General features: G+C 66.2%; 13 protein-coding genes. 7 read left to right on the top strand and 6 right to left on the bottom strand.

Annotated features, from left to right (window positions below):
- Positions 1-82: 82 nt before the first annotated feature.
- On the top strand, positions 83-2644 hold the full coding sequence (locus BSF38_RS31720; RefSeq protein WP_076347819.1) for a PSD1 and planctomycete cytochrome C domain-containing protein: 2562 nt from the start codon (positions 83-85) through the stop codon (positions 2642-2644).
- A 5-nt stretch (positions 2645-2649) separates the two neighbouring features.
- The gene (locus BSF38_RS17750) at positions 2650-4146 is read left to right on the top strand and encodes a DUF1501 domain-containing protein (RefSeq protein ID WP_076347817.1); all 1497 of its coding nucleotides are present in this window, start codon (positions 2650-2652) and stop codon (positions 4144-4146) included.
- A 692-nt stretch (positions 4147-4838) separates the two neighbouring features.
- Here BSF38_RS17750 and BSF38_RS30775 read toward each other — a convergent pair.
- Positions 4839-5927, bottom strand: a complete 1089-nt coding sequence (locus BSF38_RS30775; RefSeq protein WP_145952200.1) for a hypothetical protein — start codon at positions 5925-5927, stop codon at positions 4839-4841.
- A gap of 209 nt (positions 5928-6136) precedes the next feature.
- Positions 6137-6298 carry a hypothetical protein gene (locus tag BSF38_RS31390; protein WP_168189277.1) on the bottom strand — a complete coding sequence of 54 codons (162 nt, stop codon included), beginning with the start codon at positions 6296-6298 and terminating at the stop codon, positions 6137-6139.
- A gap of 17 nt (positions 6299-6315) precedes the next feature.
- Here BSF38_RS31390 and nfi point away from each other — a divergent pair, with 17 nt between their 5' ends.
- Positions 6316-7014, top strand: coding sequence for a deoxyribonuclease V (nfi, locus tag BSF38_RS17735; protein ID WP_076347811.1), 699 nt, complete (start codon positions 6316-6318; stop codon positions 7012-7014).
- Between the two features lie 407 nt (positions 7015-7421).
- Here the strand turns inward: nfi and BSF38_RS17725 are convergent, their stop codons facing one another.
- Positions 7422-9422, bottom strand: coding sequence for an NAD(+) synthase (locus tag BSF38_RS17725; RefSeq protein WP_076347809.1), 2001 nt, complete (start codon positions 9420-9422; stop codon positions 7422-7424).
- 161 nt (positions 9423-9583) lie between these two features.
- Between BSF38_RS17725 and BSF38_RS17720 the strand changes: the two genes are divergently transcribed.
- Positions 9584-12190: a M1 family aminopeptidase gene (locus BSF38_RS17720; RefSeq protein WP_168189408.1), complete on the top strand. Its 2607-nt coding sequence runs from the start codon at positions 9584-9586 to the stop codon at positions 12188-12190.
- Between the two features lies 1 nt (position 12191).
- Here BSF38_RS17720 and BSF38_RS17715 read toward each other — a convergent pair whose 3' ends face one another.
- Both BSF38_RS17715 and BSF38_RS17710 read right to left on the bottom strand, forming a co-directional pair.
- Positions 12192-13562: an amidohydrolase family protein gene (locus BSF38_RS17715; RefSeq protein ID WP_145952198.1), complete on the bottom strand. Its 1371-nt coding sequence runs from the start codon at positions 13560-13562 to the stop codon at positions 12192-12194.
- Positions 13563-13679: 117 nt separating this feature from the next.
- Positions 13680-14810 (bottom strand): acyltransferase family protein, encoded by a 1131-nt coding sequence (locus tag BSF38_RS17710; RefSeq protein ID WP_076347803.1) that lies wholly within the window; start codon positions 14808-14810, stop codon positions 13680-13682.
- Positions 14811-15828: 1018 nt separating this feature from the next.
- On the opposite strand from BSF38_RS17710, the gene BSF38_RS17705 reads away from it, so the two are divergent.
- Both BSF38_RS17705 and BSF38_RS17700 read left to right on the top strand, forming a co-directional pair.
- A complete protein-coding gene (locus tag BSF38_RS17705; protein ID WP_083713041.1) occupies positions 15829-19023 on the top strand; it encodes a PSD1 and planctomycete cytochrome C domain-containing protein in 3195 nt (1064 codons plus the stop codon).
- A 32-nt stretch (positions 19024-19055) separates the two neighbouring features.
- The gene (locus tag BSF38_RS17700; protein WP_076347798.1) at positions 19056-20540 is read left to right on the top strand and encodes a DUF1501 domain-containing protein; all 1485 of its coding nucleotides are present in this window, start codon (positions 19056-19058) and stop codon (positions 20538-20540) included.
- A 30-nt stretch (positions 20541-20570) separates the two neighbouring features.
- Here BSF38_RS17700 and BSF38_RS17695 read toward each other — a convergent pair whose 3' ends face one another.
- On the bottom strand, positions 20571-21989 hold the full coding sequence (locus tag BSF38_RS17695; protein ID WP_083713040.1) for a DUF418 domain-containing protein: 1419 nt from the start codon (positions 21987-21989) through the stop codon (positions 20571-20573).
- Between the two features lie 800 nt (positions 21990-22789).
- Here BSF38_RS17695 and BSF38_RS17690 point away from each other — a divergent pair.
- Positions 22790-25261, top strand: a complete 2472-nt coding sequence (locus tag BSF38_RS17690; RefSeq protein WP_099091997.1) for a glycoside hydrolase family 95 protein — start codon at positions 22790-22792, stop codon at positions 25259-25261.

The following is a 25261-nucleotide window of genomic DNA, read 5'->3' as shown; positions in this document are numbered from 1 at the left end:
CCCTTTGTACGGCCCGCCTTGACGCTCGATCGATCCAACCCGCCCGAGTTCTCGCCTCGGTGGATACGGGAGTCGAATCCAGATGAACCGATCGTTCCCATCGTGTCATGCGCTGTCGCGACGACAGGTGGTTTGCTTCGCGGCGCTGTGCCTCGTCGCTTCGTGGGGACGGACGGCCGCCGCCGACGGTCCGCCGCCGCCCGACGACGTCGAGTACAACCGCGACGTCCGGCCGATCCTTTCGAAGAACTGCTTCCCCTGCCACGGCACCGACGAGAGCAAGCGGGCGCGCGGCCTGCGGCTCGACCTCCACGACGAGGCGGTCAAGACGCTCAAGAGCGGCGAGACGGCGATCACCCCCGGCGACCCCGACTCCAGCGCCCTGCTCGACCGGCTCATCGAGGAAGACGAGACGCTGCGGATGCCTCCCAAGAAGACCGGCCCCCGGCTCAGCCCGGACGAGATCGCGATCTTGCGAAAGTGGATCGAGAAGGGGGCGAAGTACGCCGAGCACTGGGCGCTGATCGCGCCGAAGGCCGTCGAGCCGCCGAAGGTCGCCGACGCCTCGTGGCCGCGCGGCGGCCTTGACCGGTTCATCCTCGCCCGGATCGAGCGCGCGGGCCTGAAGCCGTCGCCCGAGGCCGACCGCGCCACGCTCTTGCGGCGCGTGAGCCTCGACCTTCGCGGCCTGCCGCCGACGCCCCAGGAGCTGAAGCGGTTCCTCGACGACGACGCCCCCGGCGCGTACGAGCGGGCCGTCGATCGGTTCCTCGACGATCCGTCGTTCGGCGAGCGTTGGGCGCGGATGTGGCTCGACCTGGCCCGCTACGCCGACTCGGCCGGCTACGGCTCGGACCCGCTCCGGACGATCTGGGGATACCGCGACTGGGTCGTCAACGCCTTCAATACCAACAAGCCCTACGACCAGTTCACCGTCGAACAGATCGCCGGCGACCTGCTGCCGAATTCCGACGTCGAGCAGAAGCTCGCCACCGCCTTCCATCGCAACACGATGACCAACACCGAAGGGGGCACCGACGACGAGGAGTTCCGGATCGCGGCGATCAAGGACCGCGTCGACACCACGATGCAGGTCTGGATGGGCTTGACGATGGGGTGCGCCAAGTGCCACACCCACAAGTACGACCCGATCACGCACGACGATTATTACTCGTTCTTCGCGATCTTCAACCAGACCGCCGACAACGATCAACCCGACGAGTCGCCGGTCCTCCCCCTGCCCTCGCCCGAGGCCCACGCCCGGATCAAGGAGATCGACGCCCAGATCGCCGCGCTCAGGCCCAAGCTCGACGCGCCGATTCCCAACGAGGCCGAGGCGCGGGCGAAGTGGGAAGCCGGCCTGACCGCCTCGCCCGACCACGAGCCCGCGCGGAAGGACGTCCCCAAGGACGTGCTCGCGATCGTCGACCTCCCCGCGTCGAAGCGGTCGCCCGAACAGATCCAGGCGCTTGTGAAGCATTATCTGTCGATCGCCCCCGAACTGAAGCCGGTCCGCGACGAGATCGCCAAGCTCGAAAAATCGAAGCCCGAGATCCCCACGCTGCCGGTCATGGTCGAGCTTCCCAAGGAGAAGCGACGGATCACGAAGGTGCTCTTGAAAGGTAACTTCCTCGATCCCGGAAACGTGGTCGAGGCGGCCGTGCCCAAGGCGCTGCACCCGATGCCCTCGAACGCGCCGGTCGATCGGCTGGCGGTGGCGAAGTGGCTCGTCGACCGCAACAACCCGCTGACGGCCCGCGTGGCGGTCAACCGCTACTGGGCGCAGTTGTTCGGCGCGGGGATCGTCGAGACCGAGGAAGACTTCGGCACCCAGGGCGAGCTTCCCAGCCATCCCGAACTGCTCGACTGGCTGGCGGTCGAATTCATGGATTCGGGCTGGAACGTCAAGGCGATGATCCGCCGCATGGTCGTCTCGGCGACGTACCGCCAGTCGTCGAAAGTGACGGCCGAGCACCTCGCCCGCGATCCCAAGAACCGCCTGCTCGCCCGCGCCCCGCGCATCCGCCTCGAAGCCGAGATGGTCCGCGACCAGGCGCTCGCCCTCAGCGGGCTGTTGGACCGCAAGATCGGCGGACCGAGCGTCTTCCCGCCGCAGCCCGACGGCCTCTGGCAGGCCGCGTTCAACGGCCAGCGGACCTGGGCGACGAGCCCCGGCGGCGACAAGCACCGCCGCGCCCTTTACACTTTCTGGCGGCGGACCATTCCGTACCCGTCGATGGCCGCGTTCGACGCCCCCAGCCGCGAGATCTGCGCCATCAAGCGGGTTCGCACCAACACGCCGCTCCAGGCGCTCGTCACCTTGAACGATCCGGTCTACATCGAGGCCGCGCAGGCTTTGGCCCGGCGGATCGTCCGCGAGGGAGGGGCCGGCGTCGACGACCGCGTCCGCTACGCCCTGGAACTTTGCACTGGCCGCCCCGCCCGGCCCGAGCAGGTCGCGCAGGTGGTCGCGCTGTACAACGGCGAGCGGGCGCGGTACGCCGATGACAAGGCCGCCGCCCTGAGCCTCGCCACCGAACCGCTCGGGCCGCTTCCCGACGGCGCGGACCCGGCCGAACTGGCGGGTTGGACCGCCGTCGCCAACGTGCTCCTGAACCTCGACGCCGTACTGACCAGGGGTTGAACGCCATGAGCTTCGACGTCCGACTCAATCTCGACCAAGAGCTGCACCTCGAGCACGCCCGGCTCTCGACTCGCCGCCAGTTCCTCAAGCGGTCGCAGACCGGGCTCGGGGCGATCGCCCTGGCGGCCCTCATGGGCCGCGACGGCCGGGCCGGCGACGCCGTCGGGGCGGCCGCCGCCGCGAACCCGCTCGCGCCCAAGCCGCCGAAGCTGCCGGCCAAAGCCAAGCGCGTCATCTATCTTCACATGTCGGGGGGGCCTCCCCAGCAAGAGCTGTTCGACTACAAGCCGCTCTTGAACAAGTACCACATGCAGCCCTGCCCCGACGAGCTGCTCAAGAAGCAGCGGTTCGCGTTCATCAAGGGGCACCCCAAGATGCTGGGGACGCCCTACAAGTTCGCCCAGCGCGGCCAGAGCGGGCAGTGGATGAGCGAGCTGCTCCCCCACACGGCGGGGGTGATCGACGACGCGGCGGTGATCCGGTCGATGGTCACGAGCGAGTTCAACCACGCGCCGGCCGAGCTTTTCATGTTCACGGGTTCGCCCCGCAACGGCGGCGCGGCGATGGGCTCGTGGATCACGTACGGGCTCGGGTCCGAGAACCAGGACCTCCCCGGCTTCGTCGTGATGATCAGCGGCGGCACCGACCCGACCGGCGGCAAGGCGCTCTGGAGCACCGGGTTTTTGCCCAGCGTGTTTCAGGGGGTGCAATGTCGGACCGTGGGCGACCCGGTGCTGTACGTCGGCAACCCCAAGGGGATGGACCGCAACGACCGCCGCCGTACCCTCGACGCCCTCCGCCAGCTCAACGAGCACGAGCTGCAAGAGTTCGGCGACCCCGAGACGCTGACCCGAATCAGCCAGTACGAGCTGGCGTTTCGGATGCAGATGTCGGTCCCCGACGTCATGGACATCCGCCAGGAGCCCGCGAGCATCCATGAGATGTACGGCGCCGAGCCGGGGACGTCGTCGTTCGCCAACAACTGCCTGCTCGCCCGCCGCCTGGTCGAGCGCGGGGTGCGGTTCGTTCAGCTCTTCGACTGGGGATGGGATTGCCACGGCACTGGCCCCGGCGACGACATCGTCAACCAACTCCCCAAGAAGTGCAAGGACGTCGACCGCCCCGTCGCGGCCCTCTTAACCGACCTCAAACGGCGCGGTCTGCTCGACGACACGATCGTCGTCTGGGGGGGCGAGTTCGGCCGGACTTCCATGAACGAGGCGCGCGGCGGCTCGACGTTTTTGGGACGCGACCACCACCCGCACTGCTTCACCCTGTGGGCGGCCGGTGGCGGCATCAAGCCCGGCGTCTCCCTGGGTTCGACCGACGACCTCGGCTACAGCATCGCCGAGAACCCGGTCACCGTCCACGACCTCCAGGCCACCATCCTCCACCTCCTCGGCCTCGACCCCTTCAACTACCGGTTCCTCTACCAGGGCCTCCCCCAACGCCTCATCGGCGTCGAGGACGACGCCAAGATCCGGAAGGAGTTGCTGGCGTAGTTCCGCAGATGCCAAACGTCCCAAATCGTTACGGCATAACGATTCCGACGTGGCAACCAAGCTCCATTTCTTGCGGGTTGGGTATTGCGTACCGTCTTACGCCAAGGCTCGATTGAGATGGGCAGCGCCCATCCCACAAGGCTGAAATTTTTACAAAACCATCGCACAAACGAGTCTGTAGTCTCAGACCGCACAACCCATGTCATAATAAGCTAGCCGTTGCTTTGACTATCGACAGTTTCGATAAGGCCTAGGCCCACTCGAGCGGGGCGTTTTCCACGATGCGCGACCGATGGGGACGTGGTGCGGAACTTCTCTGCCTACAAACCAAGAAAATACGGTCGTGCGTGGTGCCGAAGAAGAACAGTCGACCTCCAAAGGACAGAAGCCACTTGCGTTTGTGAAAGCCAAAACGCAGCTGAGCGAGTCAAAGTAGGAGGAGCGGGCGAGTTTAAAACTGCATACTTTCTGGGAGGGCCTTACCATGATGACGCTGGGGATGGCCGTACAAGTGCTTAACCAGAGGCGGCATCACGGGCATTCCGATTGGTACGTCTCTGGAGATGGAGACGACGACGCGAAGGCTTTGGTTTTAGGGAGGGACCGATACGAATTCTTCGAGCCATTCGAAGCCCTTGCTATAGCCGAGAAGTACATGTCATCTTGTTTAATGCGAACATAGCACCACTGCGCTAAAGCGCGATAATACTGTGTCTCGCAAGGTCGTTGAGAACCCACTCTCCTAGATCCGCAACGAGCATCGCGGCACAGCATAGATACATGGCAAGTAGATCCATGTTATGAAACACCATTTCTCTCATCATGCTGAGCGCGTGCGATACGTCCTCGTCATAGTGGGAAACCCCCAGCGAGTTGGAAGCTTCGGAAATCAATGTCTTTGTGGAAAGGCGTCTTTCAACCGTGGCGGGCGGATTCTGAGGGAGGCGAACTACGACGATATCTTCTTTTAACCACTCTTGAAGATCCATTAGGTGCTGACCAGGCGAAATCTGGTTGAGCGTAGCACCACTATTATGAATAAAGAAGTCGGGCTGCCTGGCAATCGGTACTTTTTTAGCAATGAGATCTCTCCAGCCATAAACAGGTAGTGGCAGACTACGCTTACTCGCCATCCTGAGGAGCAATGGATTGTAACCCCCATCCTTTCTTGCGTCATTCTCCCAATGAGTTAATGCTCTCAACTCGGTAGCAAGGTAACCGACAAGCGATGACAAACCTTGGTTGTTGCTGATCGAGGCTGTGATGATTCTCAAGTTAGCTATAGATGTGCGCAAATCTTTCGCTTGCTCATCGACACTCTTCATTCTCCTGCCATCTCGTGGCTTGATCGGCCCGAACTTCGCGGCGCGATTCGTTATCCACGTTTGGCATGCTTGTGAGGCACCTGGATGCACGAGCGAACTTGGACCGTTTGCCAGGGGTATTAGCTCAATTTCCCGTGGCGCGACATCAGGTTCATAAGGCTGAAGAGCAATACCGCCCGCGTAGAGATGTATGTCATTCAAATCCCAAGTATAGAAGAGGACGCACTTTCCCGTCCCCCTCAGCAAGACACGTCCGAAATCCGCACTTCCAATGGACTCGCCCGTTGTCGTCTCAATCCCAACGCTGAAATGGCCATCGCTGTGAGCGGAAAGCAGTATTATGCCTTCACCAACTTGATTTCGAGACACCAGCGACGTTTCTGCAGGGGGCCAAGAGCTTGCATTATTGATGATAAATTCAAACTGTATCGCGCCCCTAATGCTTGCAGAATTCATGCTTGACTCCCAAAATAGGCATACCAATAGCTAGCGTCAGCTCTTCCCCGAACAAATAATCGCACCATATTTTTTCATTCTGGGTTATAACAGATTGCCGTAGTGGTGATCAATGTGTTCAGGGGACCATCCGCACTCCGCATTGCTGAGTCAGTTTAATTAACTCAAAGCTTTGCAAACGGCCCGTCGAAGGGCCGCGGCAATCGAGATCAAATTCCCGCCCACCGCAGCCATTCGAACGAATCGGCGTCGGAGGGCATGCGCCAGTCGCCTCGGGGGGAGAGGCTGACGGAGCCGACCTTGGGGCCGTCGGGGACGCACGAGCGTTTGTACTGGCTGGCGTAGATCTTCGTTGGATGGGCATCGGCCACCGCTCCAGGGCATCGTGATGGAATTCGCGCCCCTCCACTCCTGGGACGTGGACCCCGCCGAGGCGAGGGCGATTCAGAAGTCGCTGGCGGCGAACGTCGACGTCTCGCCCCCGCTCGGGCCGTGGGAGACGATTGCGGCGGCCGACGTGTCGTACAACAAGTACAGCGATTGGCTCTACGCGGCCGTAATCGTCGTGCGGGCGGGGACGTTCGAGCTGGTCGAGCGGGTCGGGGTGGTCGGCAAGGCGACGTTCCCGTATATCCCGGGCCTGCTCTCGTTCCGCGAGGCGCCCGTCGTGCTGGAAGCCTTCCGGAAGTTGCAGGCTCGCCCCGACGTCGTCCTCTGCGACGGCCAGGGGACCGCGCACCCGCGCCGGCTCGGCCTGGCCTGCCATCTTGGGCTCTGGCTCGAGCTGCCCACGATCGGCTGCGCCAAGTCGCTCCTCTGCGGCAAGTACGACGAGCCTGGCCCCGACCGAGGAGACCGCAGCCCGCTGGTCCACCGGGGCGAGGTCGTCGGCTCGGTCGTCCGGACCCGCTCACGCGTCAGCCCCGTCTACGTTTCCCCCGGCCACCGCTGCGACCTGGAGAGCGCCGTCGCCGTGACGTTGGCGACGTCCCTCAAGTACCGGCTCCCCGTCCCGGCCCGCCTCGCCCACGAGTACGTCAACGCCATCCGCCGCGCCGCCGATGAAGACCGGACGCTGCCGCTTTGAAAACGAGGCATGGGGCGCAGGACGGATCGTCGAAATTTTCCCCTTCTCCCTCCGGGAGAACGTGGCCGGGACGGCCGGATGAGGGTCCCGGCGCTTCGACTCGCATTTTGCCTTCAAACCGGCGTTGAAAGAGTGCTCAGGCAGTCCTGGAAGTCTTCGACATCGTACAGGAATGGCCTGTCTGTATTGACCAAGTCGGCCGCTCCGAGCAGTTCCAGAGCCTCCCATACTACGAGATCGCTGATGCGAGAGTCGCCGACCAACCAGCCGCAGGCCCACGCCGACGCGGACTGTCGCGTTTGTTCGCCATTATTCAACCTTCGCAGTACGGTTGCGACTTCGGGTCGCGTGGGAAGATCCATGTCGGCCTCGACGTAACCCGCTGATGCGAGCACATTATCCGATCCTCACCCCTCCGCCCACCGCAGCCATTCGAACGAATCGGCGTCGGAGGGCATGCGCCAGTCGCCGCGGGGGGAGAGGCTGACGGAGCCGACCTTGGGGCCGTCGGGGACGCATGAGCGTTTGTATTGCTGCTGGAAGAAGCGGCGGTAGAACGTCTTCATCGTCTTCTCGATCTGGTCCGACGTGTATGGCTTCGAGAACGCGGCAAACTTGCTGATGAAAAGGATCTTCTCGGGCGGATACGCGCACCGCACGGCGTGGTAGAGGATGAAGTCGTGCAACTCATAGGGGCCGAGCGCGTCCTCGGTCGACTGCGTGATCTCGCCCTTCGCCGAGGCCGGCAGCAGCTCGGGCGAGATCGTCGTGTCGGCGATCGAGATCAAGGTGTCGCGCACCGGCCCGGCCGGGAACTCCGTCATCGCCACGTGGCGGACCAGGAACCGCACGAGCGTTTTCGGGATCGAGCAATTCGGGTTGTACATGCTCATGTGATCGGCGTTGTACGTCGACCAGCCGAGGGCCGATTCGGAGAGGTCGCCGGTGCCGACCACGAACCCGCGCGACATCAAGAGGAACGTCCGCAGCCGCGCCTGAACGTTCTCGAACACCAGGTCGTGCCGCTTCTCGGGCGGCACGTCGTGGAGCGCCTTGCGAAACGCCTCCAGGTCCATCGACCGACAGTCGATCCCGAACGGCGCGTGGTTGAGTTCCTGGAACGACCGCAGCGCCAGCTCGGAGACGTCGATCGTCTCGGCCTCGACGTTCAGGTGCTGCATCAGGTCGATCGCATTCGTGCGAGTCCGGCTGGTCGTCCCGAACCCGGGCATCGTCAGCCCGCGCAGCTTCGACCGCTCGATGCCCAGCAAGTCGAGCGTCTTGACCGCGACCAGCAACGCGAGGGTCGAGTCGAGGCCGCCGGAGACCCCCAGGTTCAGCGTCGAGCCGGCCGGAAGCTGCTCGATCCGCTTGGCCAGGCCGGCACACTGGATTTCGAAGATCTCGGAGCAGCGGCGGTTCAGCTCAGGTCCTTCCGCCGGCACGAACGGCGCGGCGGGGACGAACCGCTTGAGGTCGAACGTCGTCGCGGGGAGGTGGAACGGAATCCGCCGGAACGAGCGAAGGGCGAGGCCCGGCGGCGGCTCGAACGAGGTCGTGGTGCGGCGATCGGTCTGGAGCTTGGCGACGTCGACGTCCTGAACGATCCAGTACGAGTCGCGGCGTGGGGGACGGCCGTCCCCCACGCGCGGCGACTCCGCGAGCAGCCGGCCGTTCTCGGCGATCAGACAGTGGCCGCCGAAGACCAGGTCGGTCGTCGACTCCGTCGGCCCACTCCCCGCGTAAGCGTAGGCCGCGACGCAACGGCCCGACTGCCCCACCACCAGGTCGGTCCGGTAACCGCTCTTGCCGATCAATTCGTTGCTGGCCGACAGGTTCAGGAGGATCGACGCCCCCGCCAGCGCCTGGAACGAACTCGGCGGGATCGGCAGCCAGAGGTCCTCGCAGATCTCGACGCCGACCGTCACGCCCGAGCCGGCCTCGAACAGCAGGTCGATCCCGAATGGCGTGCGACCACCCAGCAGCTCGATTTCGGCGGGCTCGTCGCCGGTCGCCGCGCGGAACCATCGGCGCTCGTAAAACTCCTTGTAATTCGGCAAATGCTGCTTGGGGACGACGCCCAGCACCCGGCCGTTGGAGACGACCGCCGCGGCGTTGTACAGGTACGGCCCGACCTCCAGCGGCAGGCCGACGACCACCAGCCGGTGGCTCCCCTCGGTCGCCCTCGCGACGTGCACCAGACCGCGCAGGGCGGCGTCGGTCAGCGTCGGCTGGCCGAACAGATCGGCGCACGTGTAGCCGGCGAGGCACAGCTCGGGAAAGAGGACGACGTCGCAGTCGGCCGTCTGTTCGAGCACGCCGACGATCTCACGCGCGTTGGCCTCGGGGTTCGCCACCGCGGTCCGGATCGAGGCGCAGGCGATTCGTACAAAACCGAAAGGATTCATGAAAGCAACCGCCTCATGCTTGAATTGTAGCCGGCCTCTGTGAGGCCGGTCCCCCGACGAGCCGATTGACCGATCCTCTCATTCGAGAGTAAAAAAGGTTGTCCATTGCTTCAATGCACGACGGCCTTCCGCCCTTTGCCCTTCACCGATCGGACCAACGCATGAGGACCGGGATTCGCTGCTGGATGGTCGGGATGATCCTGGTCTGCGGCGCGGTCGAATCGTCGGCTCAACAGCCGACCGGTCGATCCGAGGGCCGACGGCCGTTCGCCAAGCCGGGCGCGGCGAAGCGGACCGAGCGAATCCGCACGTTCGACGTCAAGCACATCAAGGCCGAGCTGACGCTCGACGCGGCTGAGAAGCAAGTTCGAGGCAAGGTGACTCACACCCTGACCGCGATCGACCCGAACCTGTCGAAGGTCGTGCTCGACTGCGGCCCCGACATCAAGATCGCCTCGGCGACGATCGGGACGGACAAGACGCCGTGCGAGGTCAAGAATACCGACGACAAGAAGCTGGTCGTCACGCTCAAAGAGGCCCGGCGGCAAGGCGAGACCTTCGACCTGATCATCGCCTATTCGGCGTCCCCCAAGCAGGGCCTGCAATTCGTCGAGCCAGCCCCGACCCATCCCGGCCGTCCGCTGGCGATCTGGACCCAGGGCGAGGCCGAAGAGACGCGGTACTGGCTCCCCTGCTACGACTTTCCCAACGATCAGGCGACGAGCGAGATGATCATCACCGTCGCCAGGCCGCTCTCAGTCGTCTCCAACGGACGGCTCGTCGAGACCACGGAGAACGCCGACGGCACGCGGACGTTCCACTGGAAGATGGACCAGCCGCATTCCAGCTACTTGATCACCGTGGCGGCGTCGGAGTTCGCCACGTTCCACGACAAGGTCGGCGACCTCCCCGTCGACTATTACGTGACGAAGAACGTCGACGAGGCGACCGCCCGCCGGTTCATGGGGCGCACGCCCCGGATGATCGAGTTCTTCGGCAAGGTCACCGGCCAGCCTTATCCGTATCCCAAATATGCTCAGGTTTGCCTCCCTGAATTCAACGGCGGCATGGAGAACACGTCGGCCACGTCGATGACCGACGACGCGCTGCTCGACGCGATCGAGGGCCTCGAACGCGACCACGACGGCCTCGTCGCCCACGAGCTGGCGCACCAGTGGTTCGGCGACTTGATGACGTGCAAGGACTGGTCGCACATCTGGCTCAACGAGGGGTTCGCGTCGTACTTCGACCCGCTGTTCACAGAGCACGCCCGGGGCGAGGACGAGTTCCGGCTCCGGATGCGCGACGAGCTGCGGACGTACCTGGGGAGCGACCGTCAGTATCGCCGGCCGATCGTCGAATCGCGGTACGGCGCCCCGACCCAGATGTTCGACGGCATGACCTACGCCAAGGGGGGCGCGACGCTCCACATGCTCCGCGGCTATCTCGGCGACGACGCCTGGTGGAAGGGAATCCAAGCCTACGTCGCCGACCGCAAGTTCCAGGTCGTCGACACCGACGACTTCCGCAAGGCCGTCGAGAAGGCCACGGGGAAGGATCTCAAGTGGTTCTTCGACCAGTGGCTCTCCAAGGCCGGCCACCCCGAGCTGAAGGTGCGTTGGCATTACGAGCCCGAGGACAAGACGGTCCGCGTCAAGGTCGAGCAAACCCAGAAACTCGACGACCAGACGCCCATGTTTCGCCTGCCGACCACGATTGAAATCACCGACGCCCCCGGCCGCGCGCGGTCGGTTCCGATCGTGATCGACGGCGCGACCCACGAGTTCGTGATCCCCGCCGAGACCAAGCCGCAAATGGTGCTGATGGACCCGCACGGCTGGCTCATCAAGGAGGTTGATTTCGAGAAGCCCGCCGACGAGCTGCGGTTCCAGCTCGAACACGCGCGGAGCGTCCTCGACCGCCTCGACGCCGCCCACGACCTCGGCCGGCTCGCCAAACAGCACTCCGACGTCAAGCCGCTGCTGGCCGAGGCCTGGAAGAAAGAGAAGGCGATCCCGGCGCGGGCCGAGCTGGTCGAGCTGCTCGCGACGGCCGACGAAGCCTACCGGCCGGCGCTGACGGAAGCCGTCAAGGACCCCGCCGCGCGGGTGCGCGTGCAGGCCGTGCGCGGCCTGTCGAAGCTGCCGCGCGACGACGCGGCCGAGGCCGTCTTGCGGGCCGTTTGGGCCGACGCCAAGGAAGCGTACAACGCGCGTCGGGCGGCCCTCAAGGGGCTGGTCGGCTGGAAGGTGAAAGACGCCGACGACCTGCTGGCGGCCGGTCTGAAGCTGCCCGACGGCAAGCACACGCTGGCCGCGACGGCGCTCGAACTGCTGCTCGAACAGCCCGACGCGAAGCCCCGCGAACTCGCCGCGCTCTATTCCAAGCAAGGCCAGCCGGCCGCGCTGCGCACCAGCGCGCTGGGCGCGTTCGATCGACTTGCGAAGGACGACGACGCGCTTCAAGACCTGATCGTCGGCATGGTCGACGACCCCGACCAACACGTCCGCCTCCGCGCCTGGCGACTGGCGCACACGCTCAAAATCCAGAAGGCGCTTCCCGTCCTCACTGCTCGGCTGGGGCTCGAAAGCTTCGGATTCAACGCCCACGCCCGCGAGGTCCTCAAGGCCGCCGTCGACGCGCTCACCAAGCAGCTTTCCAGCGCCGCCGGCACGAACCCGCTGGAAGCCCTCGGCAAGCAGGCCGACGACCTCGAACGCCAGGCCCAGGAGCTGCGTAAGACGATCGACGCGCTGAAGGCCAAGTAGCTCACTCCGCGGGCGCGTGCTTCAAGATCTCCGACGGCCGACAGACGCGGCCTCCCCGGACGACCAGCTCGATGCGGCGAGTGTTGCGGACGTCTTCCAGCGGATTGGCGGTCAACAGCACGATGTCGGCTAGCTTGCCGGCGGCGATTGCGCCGAGGTGATCCTGCTGGTTCAGCACCTTCGCATTGTGCAGGGTCGCGGCGCGCAGGGCGGCGGCGGGAGGCAGGCCGGACTCGACGAGCAGCTCCAGCTCTTGATGCAGCGAAAAGCCGGGCGTCACCTGCGGCTCGGGCGAGTCGGTCCCGACCAGCAGCGGCACGCCGGCCCGATACAGCTTGGCGGTCAGCTCCTGGTACTTGGCGAACTCGCGGCGGCGGTCTTCCAGCGGACCACCTTGCGGGCAACCGCTGCGCTTCAGGTAGACCGGCCAGAAATCGCGGAGCCGACGCGGGGCGAGCGCGTTGTCGGGATGGTCGCGCACCTCGGGGACGTCCGGCAGGATGATCATGTTGCGGAACACGACGAGCGTCGGGTCGACGTGAATCTTGCGTCGAGCCAGCTCGGCGACGAGCGACTCGCAAAGCGGATTGGTCAGGTCGAGCCGCCCGCGCGAGCCCGGCTGCGCGGCCGCCTCGGGCGGGATCACGTAATTGAACACCGACCAGATGTGTTCGAGCCCGTCGACGCCGTCGGCCGCCGCGTCCTGGGCTGAATAGGCGCCGAGATGGGCCGTGACGAACAGGCCGCGACGATGCCCCTCCTCGATGATCGCGCGCCCGACTGCGCGTCCCGTGCCGGCGTAAATCTTCAACGTGGTCGCGCCCCACCTCTTGATCTCGTCGAGCATGGCGGGAACCTGGGCCGGATCGGTCACGGCGCGGCCGACGTCGCGATGGATGGGGGGATCGGCGTCGAGCAGCGGGCTGCACGTGAAGACGCGCGGCGACGATTCGGGACGGGCCGCCGCGAACCGGGCGACCAGCGTCGCGGCCACGATCTCGTCCCCCGTGCTCCGAACCGAGGTGACGCCGGCCGCAAGGTACAGCGGCAAGGCCTCGTCCCCCGTCACGTGGGCGAAGTCGAGCACGTGCACGAGATGAACGTGCGCGTCGATCAGCCCCGGCAAGGCGAACCGCCCGCGGCCGTCGATCCGCGTCGCGTCCGGCGGGACGTCGAGCTTCTCCCCCGCCGAGGCCACCGCGACGATCCGTTCCCCGCGCACCACGATCGTCCGACCTTCGAGCATCGTCCCCGACTCGGGGTCGAACACCGAGCAGCCCTCGATCACGACGCCCGACGGCTGACTCTGAACGTCCCCCGGCGAAAGGACCAGGAACACGGCGGCGGCCACGGTCGTTAATCGTGCAAACATCTCGATTCCTTCCCTCTCGATCAAGGCGGATCAGTCCCGCGGCGGGCGGACATCCACCATACGACCGAGAGGAAGGAATCGATAGTCTGGACGCCCGAAGGCCGGAACGCAGCCGGGTCAGGCCATCGCGACGCCTGGCTCGCGGCGCGGAGCGGGGCGCGGCCCGGACTTCCCGGGCCGGGGCAGGCGGAAGGCGTACTTGACGCCGAATCGCTCGCACAGCCGAACGAACGCCATCGAGCCGAGGATGCTCACCGTCAGGGCCACAATGAAGTGGACCGCCGGGTTGCGGATGTGCAGGACGTCCGCCAAGAGCGGGCGCAGCCCCTCGACGGCGAACATGTGGAGCGCGTAGATCTCCAGCGAGCGGCGGCCCAACGGGCGGAGGAAATTCAGCGCCGGCAGCCGGCTCAAGAGGGCCGCCAGCGCCATCAGCCCGGCGATCCCAATCAGGGTCACGGCCGTCTGCACGGGAAGGGGCGGGTCTTCGAGCCCTCCCCTCAAGGCGCAGGCGAGGCTGACGCCGACGCCCGTCGCCGCGACGGCCGCCAGCCGCCAAGCCCCCTCGATGCGGAGCCTGGGGAGATGAAGCCCCGCGAGCGCGCCGACGGCGTAGAACGGCGCGTAGTAGAAGATCTTCAACATCGGCATCGTCGAGGCCTGGATGTTCTCTTCGCCCCATGGCCGGAACAGATGGAGCGCCAGCGTGACGGCCACGCAGACCGCCGGCCCAAACCCCGCCCGCCGCAAGGCGAAATACAGGAGTGAGACGAAGAACAGGACGTAGATGAACCAGAACTGCATGAGCGGGTACACCGGCAGTTGCAACAGGTACTCGACCGGCGCCGGGCGCCCGGCGGAAACCGCCACGGCGATCCGGACGAGCCCGAGCAGGCTCGCCCAGACGAAATACGGGTAAAGGAGCGTCGCCGCCTTGTCGGCCAGGAAGACGCGGCCCCCCCGGCTCGCCAGCCGCTCGGCGAACAGCCCCGAGAGCGCGAAGAACAAGGCCATCTGAGGGTTGTAGTATCGGCTGTCCCAGAGGCGGGCGACCGGCGATTCGGTCAGCAGGCCGTGGGCGGCGAGCCCGTGCAAAATGTGCTTGGTCACCACCAGCACGATGCCGAGCCCGCGCGCCGACTCGATCCAGGTGATCCGCTCCGGACGCGGCGGCGAGGCGGCGCGATCGGGCGTTCGAAGTCGTGCGTCGAGCGATTCGGCCGAAGCCGATGCGTTGATGTCTCTCATGCCGCATTCCATCCTGATCGCGACGTGAATATTTTCGGACGTCTAAATCTCTTGATTCCGTCGACACAAGAACGGCTTGATTCAAGAGACGGAGCCGTCGGGCGCCGCGGTCCTTTCGCGGTCGTCCGAATCACGGTGGCGTCGATCCCGGTCCGTTGAGACGGGGCCGGGGGCCGCGGGTTCGGGACGATCGAGATCGTCCTCAAGATGCGGCCGCGTCGATAGCATTCGCGGGGCGTCGGAACGCGCCGGCGACGAACAACTTCAGGTTCTTATACGAGGAGACCCCGTTCCTGTCAACTCATAAAAATCTTTGGGAACGTCGCTGGGCTTGGAACGGGCCGACGCCCAAGGTCAAAGCGTCGTCGCCGCGCGGTCCGGCCTCGGTTTCTTGGTTTTTTTCGCCGGATATCGAGGCCGATTTCCCAACCACGCTGGCCCCCGTGTTCTTTCTCTGTGAGACGGCCGCGCGGAGGAGGCGCCTTCGATGACCGGCCTCGATCGCCCGACGTCTCTCTTACAATGGATAGGAGAGCGGCCATGCAAGCTCGATCCGTACGATTCGTCCTGGCGGTTTCGGCGTGGCCCTGGCCGACGGCTCCGATCCTGGCCCAAGAGAATGCATCAATCGATCAAGCCGTGCAGCTCGCGATCCAGGTTCTCCACTCATCCTCTCAACGCAAACGCGAACGACATGCGCGCGCGGATTGTTGGATCGGGGCGCGTCATGGACCTTCGACGGGCGGCCCGACGAGGCGGCGCCGGCATCCGTCGTCCGGAGCGAACCGCCGAGAATGCGCTTTCAAACCACGGCGGAGGCCTCTATTATATAGAGTAGGGAGGTCGGACGACGAGCGATCCGGATCAGGCCGCCCTAAAAGCCCCCGCGACCGGGTTCCAAGCGGACCCTCCCGCCCTTGACTTGACCGGCGTGCCCGGCCCCCGACTGAGCCCCACGCCGAGGACGACCCGACGACGCCCGGCCCAATCCACGGCCGTCCCCCCCAGGAGGAACGACATGGCCTCTGGTTTGCGACGCTTCGCCAGCCTGTTTGCAGGGTTGATCGCGGCGGCGGCCGTTTCCGGTGCCGCACGAGGGGGCGACGTCGCCCCGGACGCGGCTCCGAAACCGGCGCCGACGCCGGCGCCGGCCAAGCCGCGCCCCGTGAACTTCGCCCGCGAGGTCAGGCCGATCCTCTCGGACAGTTGCTTCGCCTGCCACGGCCCCGACGACAAGCAGCGGAAGGCGAAGCTGCGGCTCGACGTCCACGAGGGGGTGCTGGCCAAGCTCGAATCGGGCGACGCGGCCGTCGTGCCGGGCAAGGTCGACGACAGCTCGCTGGCGTTCCGGATCGAGACCGACGACGCCGAGATGCTCATGCCCCCCAAAAGCTCGGGCAAGACCCTCACCCCCCAGCAGATCGACGTCCTCAAGCGGTGGATCGCCGAGGGGGCGCACTGGGGCGAGCACTGGGCGTTCGAGCCCCCGGTCCAGGCCGCCCCCCCGGCCCCCGACGCCGCGAACAAGGGATGGGCGCGGACCCCGATCGATCGGTTCCTGCTCGCCCGGATCGAGGCCGAGGGGCTGAAGCCCTCGCGCGAGGCCGAGCCGACGACGCTGCTGCGGCGCGCCTATCTCGACCTCACCGGCCTGCCTCCCACGCCGGCCGACTCCGACGCCTTCCTGGCCGACGCCGCGAAGGGGCTCGACGCCGCTTATGAAAAGGTCGTCGACCGCCTGCTCGACTCGCCCCGGTACGGCGAGCACATGGCCCGGTTCTGGCTCGACGCCGCCCGCTACGGCGACACCCACGGACTCCACCTCGACAACTTCCGAGAGATGTGGCCCTACCGCGACTGGGTCGTCAACGCCTTCAACGCCAACAAGCCGTTCGACCAGTTCATCGTCGAGCAGCTCGCCGGCGACCTGCTGCCCAACCCGACCCACGACCAGGTGATCGCCACCGGCTTCAACCGCTGCCATGTCTCGACGAGCGAAGGGGGCTCGATCGAGGAAGAGGTCTACGTCCGCAACGTCGTCGACCAGGTCGACACCAACAGCACCGTCTTCCTCGGCCTCACCGTCGGCTGCGCCCGGTGCCACGACCACAAGTACGACCCGGTCCGCCAGAAGGACTATTACCAGCTCTTCGCCTTCTTCAACAACATCGACGGCCCCGCGCTCGACGGCAACATCTCGAAGTGGGCGCCGATCGTCAAGGTTCCCTCCGCCGAGCAGACGGCCGCCCTCAAGGCCGCCGACGCGAAGCTCGCCGACCTGCGCGGGAAGCTCGCGGCCGAAGCGGCCAAGGCCGTCGCCGCCTATGACCCGAAAGTCGACGAAGGTCAGTCGGAAGTCGTCCAGCGCGGCGATTTCGTCTGGCTCGACGACGCGCCGCCGGCCGGCTCGACGCCCCAGGGGGACGGCGAGTTCGTCTCCAAGCCCGATCATCCCGTCCTGACCGGCAAGGCCGCGCTGCGGATCGAGGCGGCGGGCCTCAAGCAGAAGATCTTCGAGATCGCCGGGCCGAAGCTCAAGGTCGGCGAGGGCGATTCGTTCTTCACCTACGTCTTCATCGACCCGCTCAAGCCCCCCAAGGAGATCATGCTCCAGTGGCGGGTCGCCGGCGCATGGTCGCACCGCGCGTTCTGGGGCGAGAACGTCATCCCCTGGGGCAAGGACGGCACGACCGAGCGCACCCGGATCGGCGACCTGCCGGCCTCGGGCTCGTGGGTTCGGATCGAGGTCGCGGCCAAGACCCTCGGACTCGCGCCGGGGACGGTCATCGACGGCTGGGCGTTCACCCAGCACGACGGCGCCGCCTACTGGGACAAGGCGGGCCTGTCGACCTGGACTCCGCAGGAAGGGCAGACGTACGGCAGCTTGACCGCCTGGGTCCGCGCCCGATCGGCCGACGGCGGAATGGGACTCGCCGATCCGATCAAGGCGATCGTCAAGAAGCCCCGCGCCGGACGCACCGACGACGAGCGCAAGCAACTGCTCGCCGCGTTCGTCGTCGAGAACGGCTGGACCACGGGCCGGTCGATCTTCGAGCCGCTGCTTCAGCAGATCGCCAAGACGGACGCCGAACGGAAGGCCGTCGACGACGCGATCTCGACGACGCTGGTGTTCCGCGAGCGGGTGGGCGAGCCCAAGCCGGCCTTCCTCCTGAACCGCGGCGAATACGACCAGCGCCGCGACAAGGTCGGCCGGGCGACGCCCGCGTTCCTGCCGCCGCTGCCCCCGGGATCGTCGGTCGACCGTCTGGGCCTGGCCCGCTGGCTCGTCGCCCCGAACCACCCGCTGACGGCCCGCGTGGCGGTCAACCGGTTCTGGCTCCACGTCTTCGGGACGGGGATCGTCAAAACGGCCGAGGACTTCGGCTCGCAGGGCGAGCCCCCCAGCCACCCCGAGCTGCTCGACTGGCTCGCGGTCCAATTCCGCGACGAGGGCTGGGACGTGAAGCGGTTCGTCAAACGGATGGTGATGTCGGCCGCGTACCGCCAGACCTCGCAGACAAGCGCTGAGAGCCTGGCCAAAGACCCCGACAATCGCCTGCTCTCGCGGGGGCCGCGGTTCCGGCTCGACGCCGAGACTCTGCGCGACCAGGCGTTCTTCGTCTCCGGCATGCTCGTCGAGCGCGTCGGCGGGCCGAGCGTCAAGCCGCCGCAGCCGGCGGGCCTGTGGGAAGCCGTCGCCTACACGGGGAGCAACACGGCCCGGTTCACGGCCGACACCGGCGCCGAGAAGGTCCACCGCCGCAGCATGTACACGTTCTGGAAGCGGACCTCGCCGCCGCCGCAGATGACCACGCTCGACGCCCCCTCGCGCGAGTCGTGCCAGGTCCGCCGCGAGCGCACCAACACGCCGCTCCAGGCGCTCTTGCTGCTCAACGAGCCGCAGTACGTCGAGGCGTCGCGCGTCCTGGCCGAGCGGACGCTCCGCGAGGCCAAGCCGGCGCCCGAGGAACGGCTTCGCTACATGTTCCGCCTGGCGACCGCCCGCCAGCCCGACGCCCGCGACCTCGCCGAGCTGTCGGCCGCGCTGCAGGACCTCTCGGCCCACTACGCCAAGCAGCCCGAGGCCGCCAAGGCGCTGATCGAGGGGGGCGAGTTCAAGCCCGACGCCAAGTTCGACCCGAGCGAGCTGGCCGCCTGGACGATGATCGGCAACATCCTCCTGAACCTGGACGAAGTGGTGACCAAGGGTTGATCTCGGTCGACCGACCTGGGGAGCGTCTTGACATGGACCCGATCCGCGAACATATCGACGTATCGACTCGTCGCCACTTTTTCGGCCGCGTCGGCGGCCTCAGCCTGGGCTCGGCCGCCCTGGTCGACATGCTCGCCAAGGCGGGCGTCGGCGCCGACGCCGCGAAGCCCGCGGGCCTCGGCGGCGGCTCGACCGGCGGCCTGCCGGGCCTGCCCCACTTCGCCCCCAAGGCCAAGCGGGCGATTTATCTGCACATGAACGGCGGTCCGTCGCAGATGGACCTGCTCGACTACAAGCCGAAGATGGCCGACTGGTACGACAAGGACTTGCCCGAGTCGATCCGCCAGGGCCAGCGGCTGACCACGATGACCAGCGGCCAGTCGCGGTTCCCGATCGCCCCCTCCAAGTATAAGTTCGCCCAGCACGGCAAGTCGGGCATGTGGGTCAGCGAGCTGCTCCCCCACACGGCGAAGATCGTCGACGAGATCGCCCTGATCAAGACGACCTGGACCGAGGCGATCAACCACGACCCGGCCGTCACCTACATCTGCACCGGCAACCAGCTCCCCGGCCGCGCCAGTCTCGGCTCGTGGCTCAGCTACGGCCTGGGCGCCATGAACGAGAACCTGCCGGCGTTCGTGGTGATGACCGCGTCGTGGTCGAGCAAGACCGACGCCCAGGCGCTTTACAACCGGCTCTGGAGCGCGGGGTTCCTCCCCAGCAAGTACCAGGGGGTCGCGTTGCGGTCGACGGGCGACCCGGTCCTCTTCCTGTCGAACCCCTCGGGCGTCGACAAGTCGGTCCGCCGCCGCACGCTCGACGCGATCAACCGACTCAACCACAAGGAATACGAGTCGTTCGCCGACCCGGAGACCCAGGCCCGGATCGCGCAGTACGAGATGGCGTTCCGGATGCAGATGTCGGTCCCCGAGCTGGCCGACATCTCCAACGAGCCCAAGCACATTCTCGACCTGTACGGCCCCGACGTCCACCGACCGGGGAGCTTCGCCCGGTGTGCGCTTTTGGCCCGTCGTCTGGCCGAGCGCGACGTCCGGTTCGTCCAGATCTTCCACCGGGGCTGGGACCAGCACGGCAACATGGCCGGCGACCTGCCCGGCCAGTGCAAGGACGTCGACCAGGCGACCCACGCGCTGGTCACCGACCTCAAGCAGCGCGGGATGCTCGACGACACCCTGGTCGTCTGGGGAGGCGAGTTCGGCCGCACCGTGTATTGCCAGGGCGCGCTCTCACGCGAGAACTACGGCCGCGACCACCATCCCAAGTGCTTCCCCGTCTGGTTCGCCGGCGGCGGCGTCAAGAAGGGCGTGGTCCACGGCGAGACCGACGAGTTCAGCTACAACGTCGTCAAGGACCCCGTCCACATCCACGACCTCAACGCCACGATCCTCCACGTCATGGGGATCGACCACCGGCGCCTGACCTACAAGTTCCAGGGCCTCGACATGCGGCTCACTGGCGTCGAGGAGCAGAACCCGGTCAAGGCGATCCTGGCGTAACTCACGCCTGGACGCGGGCGCCCCGGCGATTCAGTCCGTCACGACGGCCGTCGCCGGGGACGTCTCGATGCGCATTGGCTGGAGCTTGCCGTAGGTGAGCGACCGCCAGAGCCATTCGGCGGGACCGAATCGGAAGCGGTCGAGCCAGAGCGGGCTGACGACGAGCTGGAAGATCCAGATCACCAGCACGATCGCAGCCAGTCCCAGGCGGTCGACCTGTCCGTAGAGGCCGAACCCGTAGCCGTAAAAGAGCGTCGTGCAGACGATCGAGTGCGTCAGATAGTTCGAGAGCGCCATGCGACCGACGGCCGCCAGTCGACGGGTCAAACCGACGAGAGCGCCGGACTTGATGATCAGCACGACCAGACCGACGTGGCCCATCGCCACGACGAGGCTGCCGAAGGCGTTGTAGAACTCGCCTCCGTGCAAGAAATACTCGTCTTTGAACCCATGGCGGAACTGCTCCACGGCGTCGACGACCATCAGCGGCAGGCCGATCCCGTACCCCAGCGCGGCCGCCCAGGCGTAGAAGCGCGGCGATCGCTCGCCGCCGAAAACGCCGAGCTTCATCAAGCCCATCCCCAGGAACATCCGGCCGCCGGCGAAGAGAAAGCCGCCGAGCAGGAAGCCGATGGTCTGGACGATGAGGACGTCCCAGGCGCGGTGCTTGACGATCCCGAGATATCCACCGCGGTAGACCTCCAGCTCCTCGTTCCACTGCTTCGTCTGCTGCTCGGGGCTGGGCGTGAACTCCTCCTGAAGATCGTCGACCCACAGATCGCGAAGCCGCTTGTCGAGCTTGCTCGGCGTCTCGCCGGCGGCGATCTGGGCGTCGACGCGGACCGAGACCCGCTTCAGCGCGTCGGCCGCCGCGCCCAGGCCCAGGACGACCGGCACGAGGCCCAGGGTAAGGGCCAGGCCGATGGCGATCAGCGTTCGGGGCCTCAGATTTCGGAAGAAGTAGAGCACAAGCCCGCACTCAGCGTACAGGAACAAAACGTCCCCGTCCCAGATCAGGTAGCCGTGAATCGCGCCGATCACGAGCAGCCAGAAGATCCGGCGAAAGTAGACTCCGCGCAGCGACGCCCCCCGCGCCTCGGCTCGGTCGTTCATCATGACCAGCCCCGCGCCGAAGAGCATCGAGAAGAGCGTCATCATCTTGCCGTCGAAGAGCAGATGATTGACGAACCAGACGGCCAGATCGACGGTCCCGCCTCCGGCGCGCGTCGGATCGGAGTACGCCGCGCCCGGCCAGCCGAACCCGACGATGTTCATCGCCAGAATGCCGAGCAAGGCGAATCCACGGAGCGCGTCGACCGAGAACAGCCGGTCGCTCGCCCCCACCGGCGCGGGACGCGGTTGCCCTCCACCGACCTCCGCGCCCAAGCTCTCATCGTCCAGCACCGTGGGATCGAACTCCGAGGCCGGCGGCTGCGTCCCGAAAGACATAAGAAATCCCTGAAACGATGAACGATCCGGCGGCCCCCGGTCCCCGCGCGGTCGAGCCGATCCACCAGACAGTTCGAGAGAGCCTACGGATTATTCGAATCGAAGGACGCCCCCTCGTTCAGGACGAATGCGGTGGATAGGCGAGGGCGTCGCGATCGACAGCCTGAGCGACGACGAGAAGTCTAGAACGGGAACGCGGCTGTCCGGGGTTCACGAACGAACGAGCCCCGAACAGCCGCGTTTTTTAAAGGATATCCAGAACGGGAAGGAACCCAGGTCTGCGAAAATTGCACTCCCCTTTAAATCTCGTGCTTATTTTTGACCCCACAAGACTGAGCGCAGTCGGATACCGCCGGCCGATTCGGCCTCGAGCAACCCTTCCTGAAACCACCGCGTCCAGCCACGCGTGCGACGGGATTCTCGGCGGACTCCGTAGATCTTACGGCGCTTCTTCGGACTCATGGTCGCCTCCGCAGAAGGAAGGTCAGATGAGCGAGCAGAAAGACAAAAGACAGGAACTGAGAGAACTAGAAAGCAATCCGCGTACCGCGCCGACGAGATGAAGAAAAAAGTCGTCGTCGATCCCGCCACATCGCGGCGAACGACGCGGATCCACTCTATTATAGTCGCGTTTTGCGAGGTGTGACTGACGAAATTGGCCGGCTTCCCCATCAGCAAGCGTGGGTGTGGCGGTTGTACTGCCGCCGTGCTACGCTTGAAATTTTGGCAGTTCAGCGTCCAGCTTGAGCAATTTTCGCCCATGCGGCACCCAAATCTTCAAACCGAGTGAAAGACCGCCCATGACGCCCAGGAACCCGACCACACCGATTTGCAACCGGCTGATCTGGCTCGCGGTCGTCGTGGCGATCGCGACGATCCCGACGTCCGACGCGCAGACCCAGGTCTCGACGTTCCGCGACCCGGCGCCGGCTCCCGATCAGTCGCTGGCCCTCTGGTACGACCACCCGGCCGGCGCGTGGCTCGAAGCGCTCCCGCTCGGCAACGGCCGGCTCGGCGCGATGGTCTACGGCGGCCTTCCCGCCGACCGCATCCAGCTTAACGACGACACCCTCTGGTCGGGCGGCCCCAAGGACGGCGACAACCCCGAGGCGCTCAAGGTCCTTCCCGAGATGCGCCGGTTGATCCTCGACGGCAAGTTCGCCGAGGCCCACCAGCTCGGTAAGATGATGGGGCCGTACACCCAGACGTATCTGCCGATGGGCGACCTCACGCTCGATTTCAAGCACGGCGACGCGACCGAGGTCCACGGATATCGCCGCGCGCTCGACCTCGACCGCGGCGTCGCCAGCGTGCAGTACACCGTGGGAGGCGTCGCCTACACGCGTGAGGTGTTCATCTCGCATCCCGCCAACGTCCTCGTCGTCCGCCTGACCGCCAGCCGGCCGGGCGCCCTCGCGTTTAAGGCCAGGCTGGGGAGCCGGCTGCACTTCCGGACGCGGGCCGACGCGGGCTCGCTCGTCCTCCGCGGCAAGGCCCCCGCGCACGTCGACCCGATCGACTACCAACGCGCCAATCCGATCATCTACGACGCAGACGAGAACGGCGAAGGGATGAACTTCGAATGCCGCCTCAAGGCGATCGCCGAAGCCGGGGCGGTCCGGGTCGACGACGAGGCCCTGAGCGTCGAGAACGCGACGGCCGTGACCTTGATCCTTTCGGCCGCGACGAGCTTCAACGGCTTCGACAAGTCGCCCGGCAAGGCGGGCGTCGACCCCTCGCCGATCGCCGCCGAACGGCTGGCCGCCGCGATCGGCAAAAGCTACGACGCACTCTTGCGCGATCATGTTCAGGATCATCAATCGCTGTTCCGCCGCGCGACGATCGACCTCGGCCCGTCGCCGGCCGAGGCGAAGGCGACGCCGACCGACCGCCGTGTGAAGGCCTTCGGGGCGAGCGATCCCGGACTCGTCACGCTCCATTTCCAGTACGGGCGTTACCTGCTGATCGCCTCGTCGCGGCCCGGCAGCCAGCCGCCGACGCTTCAAGGGATCTGGAACGACGTCATCCGCGCGCCCTGGAGCAGCAATTACACGGTCAACATCAACACCGAGATGAACATGTGGCCGGCCGAGGTGACGAACCTGGCCGAGTGCCAGGAGCCGCTGTTCGGCTTGATCCGCGAAGTGGCCGTGCGCGGCCGCAAGACGGCGCGGGTGAACTACGGCTGCGGCGGCTGGGTGTCGCACCACAACATCGACCTCTGGCGGCACACCGCCCCGGTGGGCGACTTCGGCCACGGCGACGCGAGTTGGGCGCTCTGGCCGATGTCCGGCCCCTGGCTCTGCCAACACCTCTGGCAGCACTACGCGTTCAACGGCGACACGGCGTTCCTCCGCGACGCCGCCTATCCGCTGATGAAGGGCTCGGCCGAGTTCTGCCTCGACTACCTCAGCGACGACGGCCACGGCCGGCTGACGACGTCCCCCTCGACGTCGCCCGAGAATTTCTTCATCACCCCCGACGGCAAACGTTCCGCCGTGAGCATGGGCTGCTCGATGGATCTGGAGCTGATCCACGACCTGTTCACCCATTGCATCGCCGCAGCCAAGATCCTTAAGATCGACGACCCGTTCCGCGCCCGGCTCGAAGCCGCGCTCGCGAGGCTCGTCCCGTTGCAGATCGCCCCCGACGGACGGTTGCAGGAATGGTTTCGCCCCTTCGAGGAGACAGAGGTCCACCACCGCCACCTCTCGCATCTCTGGGGCCTCTATCCCGGCGATCAGATCAACCGCGACACGCCCGACCTGCTGGCCGCCGCGAAGAAGTCGCTGGACGCCCGCGGCGACGAGGGAAGCGGCTGGTCGACCGCCTGGAAGATCAACGTGCGGGCCCGCCTCGGCGACGGCGACCACGCCTACGCCCTGATCAAGCGCACGCTCCGGCTCGATCCGCAGGGGGTCTACCCGAACCTGTTCGGCAGCCACCCGCCGTTCCAGATCGACGGCAACTTCGGCTTCACCGCCGGGATCGCCGAGATGCTCATCCAGAGCCACGAGGCCGGGGGCGAAATCCACCTCCTCCCCGCCCTCCCCCGCGCCTGGCCCGCCGGCCAGGTGAAGGGCCTTCGCGCCCGAGGCGGCTTCGAGGTCGACATCGCCTGGAAAGACGGCCTCCTGACCTCGGCGACCATTCGCTCCAGGCTCGGCCGTCCCGTCGTGATTCGCAACGGCTTGAAGCAGGCGTCCCTCGCGACTCAACCCGGATCAACGCACACGTTGGATCGCGATTTGAAGCCGATTGCGAAACCATGA

This window comes from Paludisphaera borealis (assembly GCF_001956985.1).
Classification (GTDB): domain Bacteria; phylum Planctomycetota; class Planctomycetia; order Isosphaerales; family Isosphaeraceae; genus Paludisphaera; species Paludisphaera borealis.
Note: the sequence above shows the minus strand (reverse complement) of the source record. Positions and strands in the feature narration are given on the sequence as shown.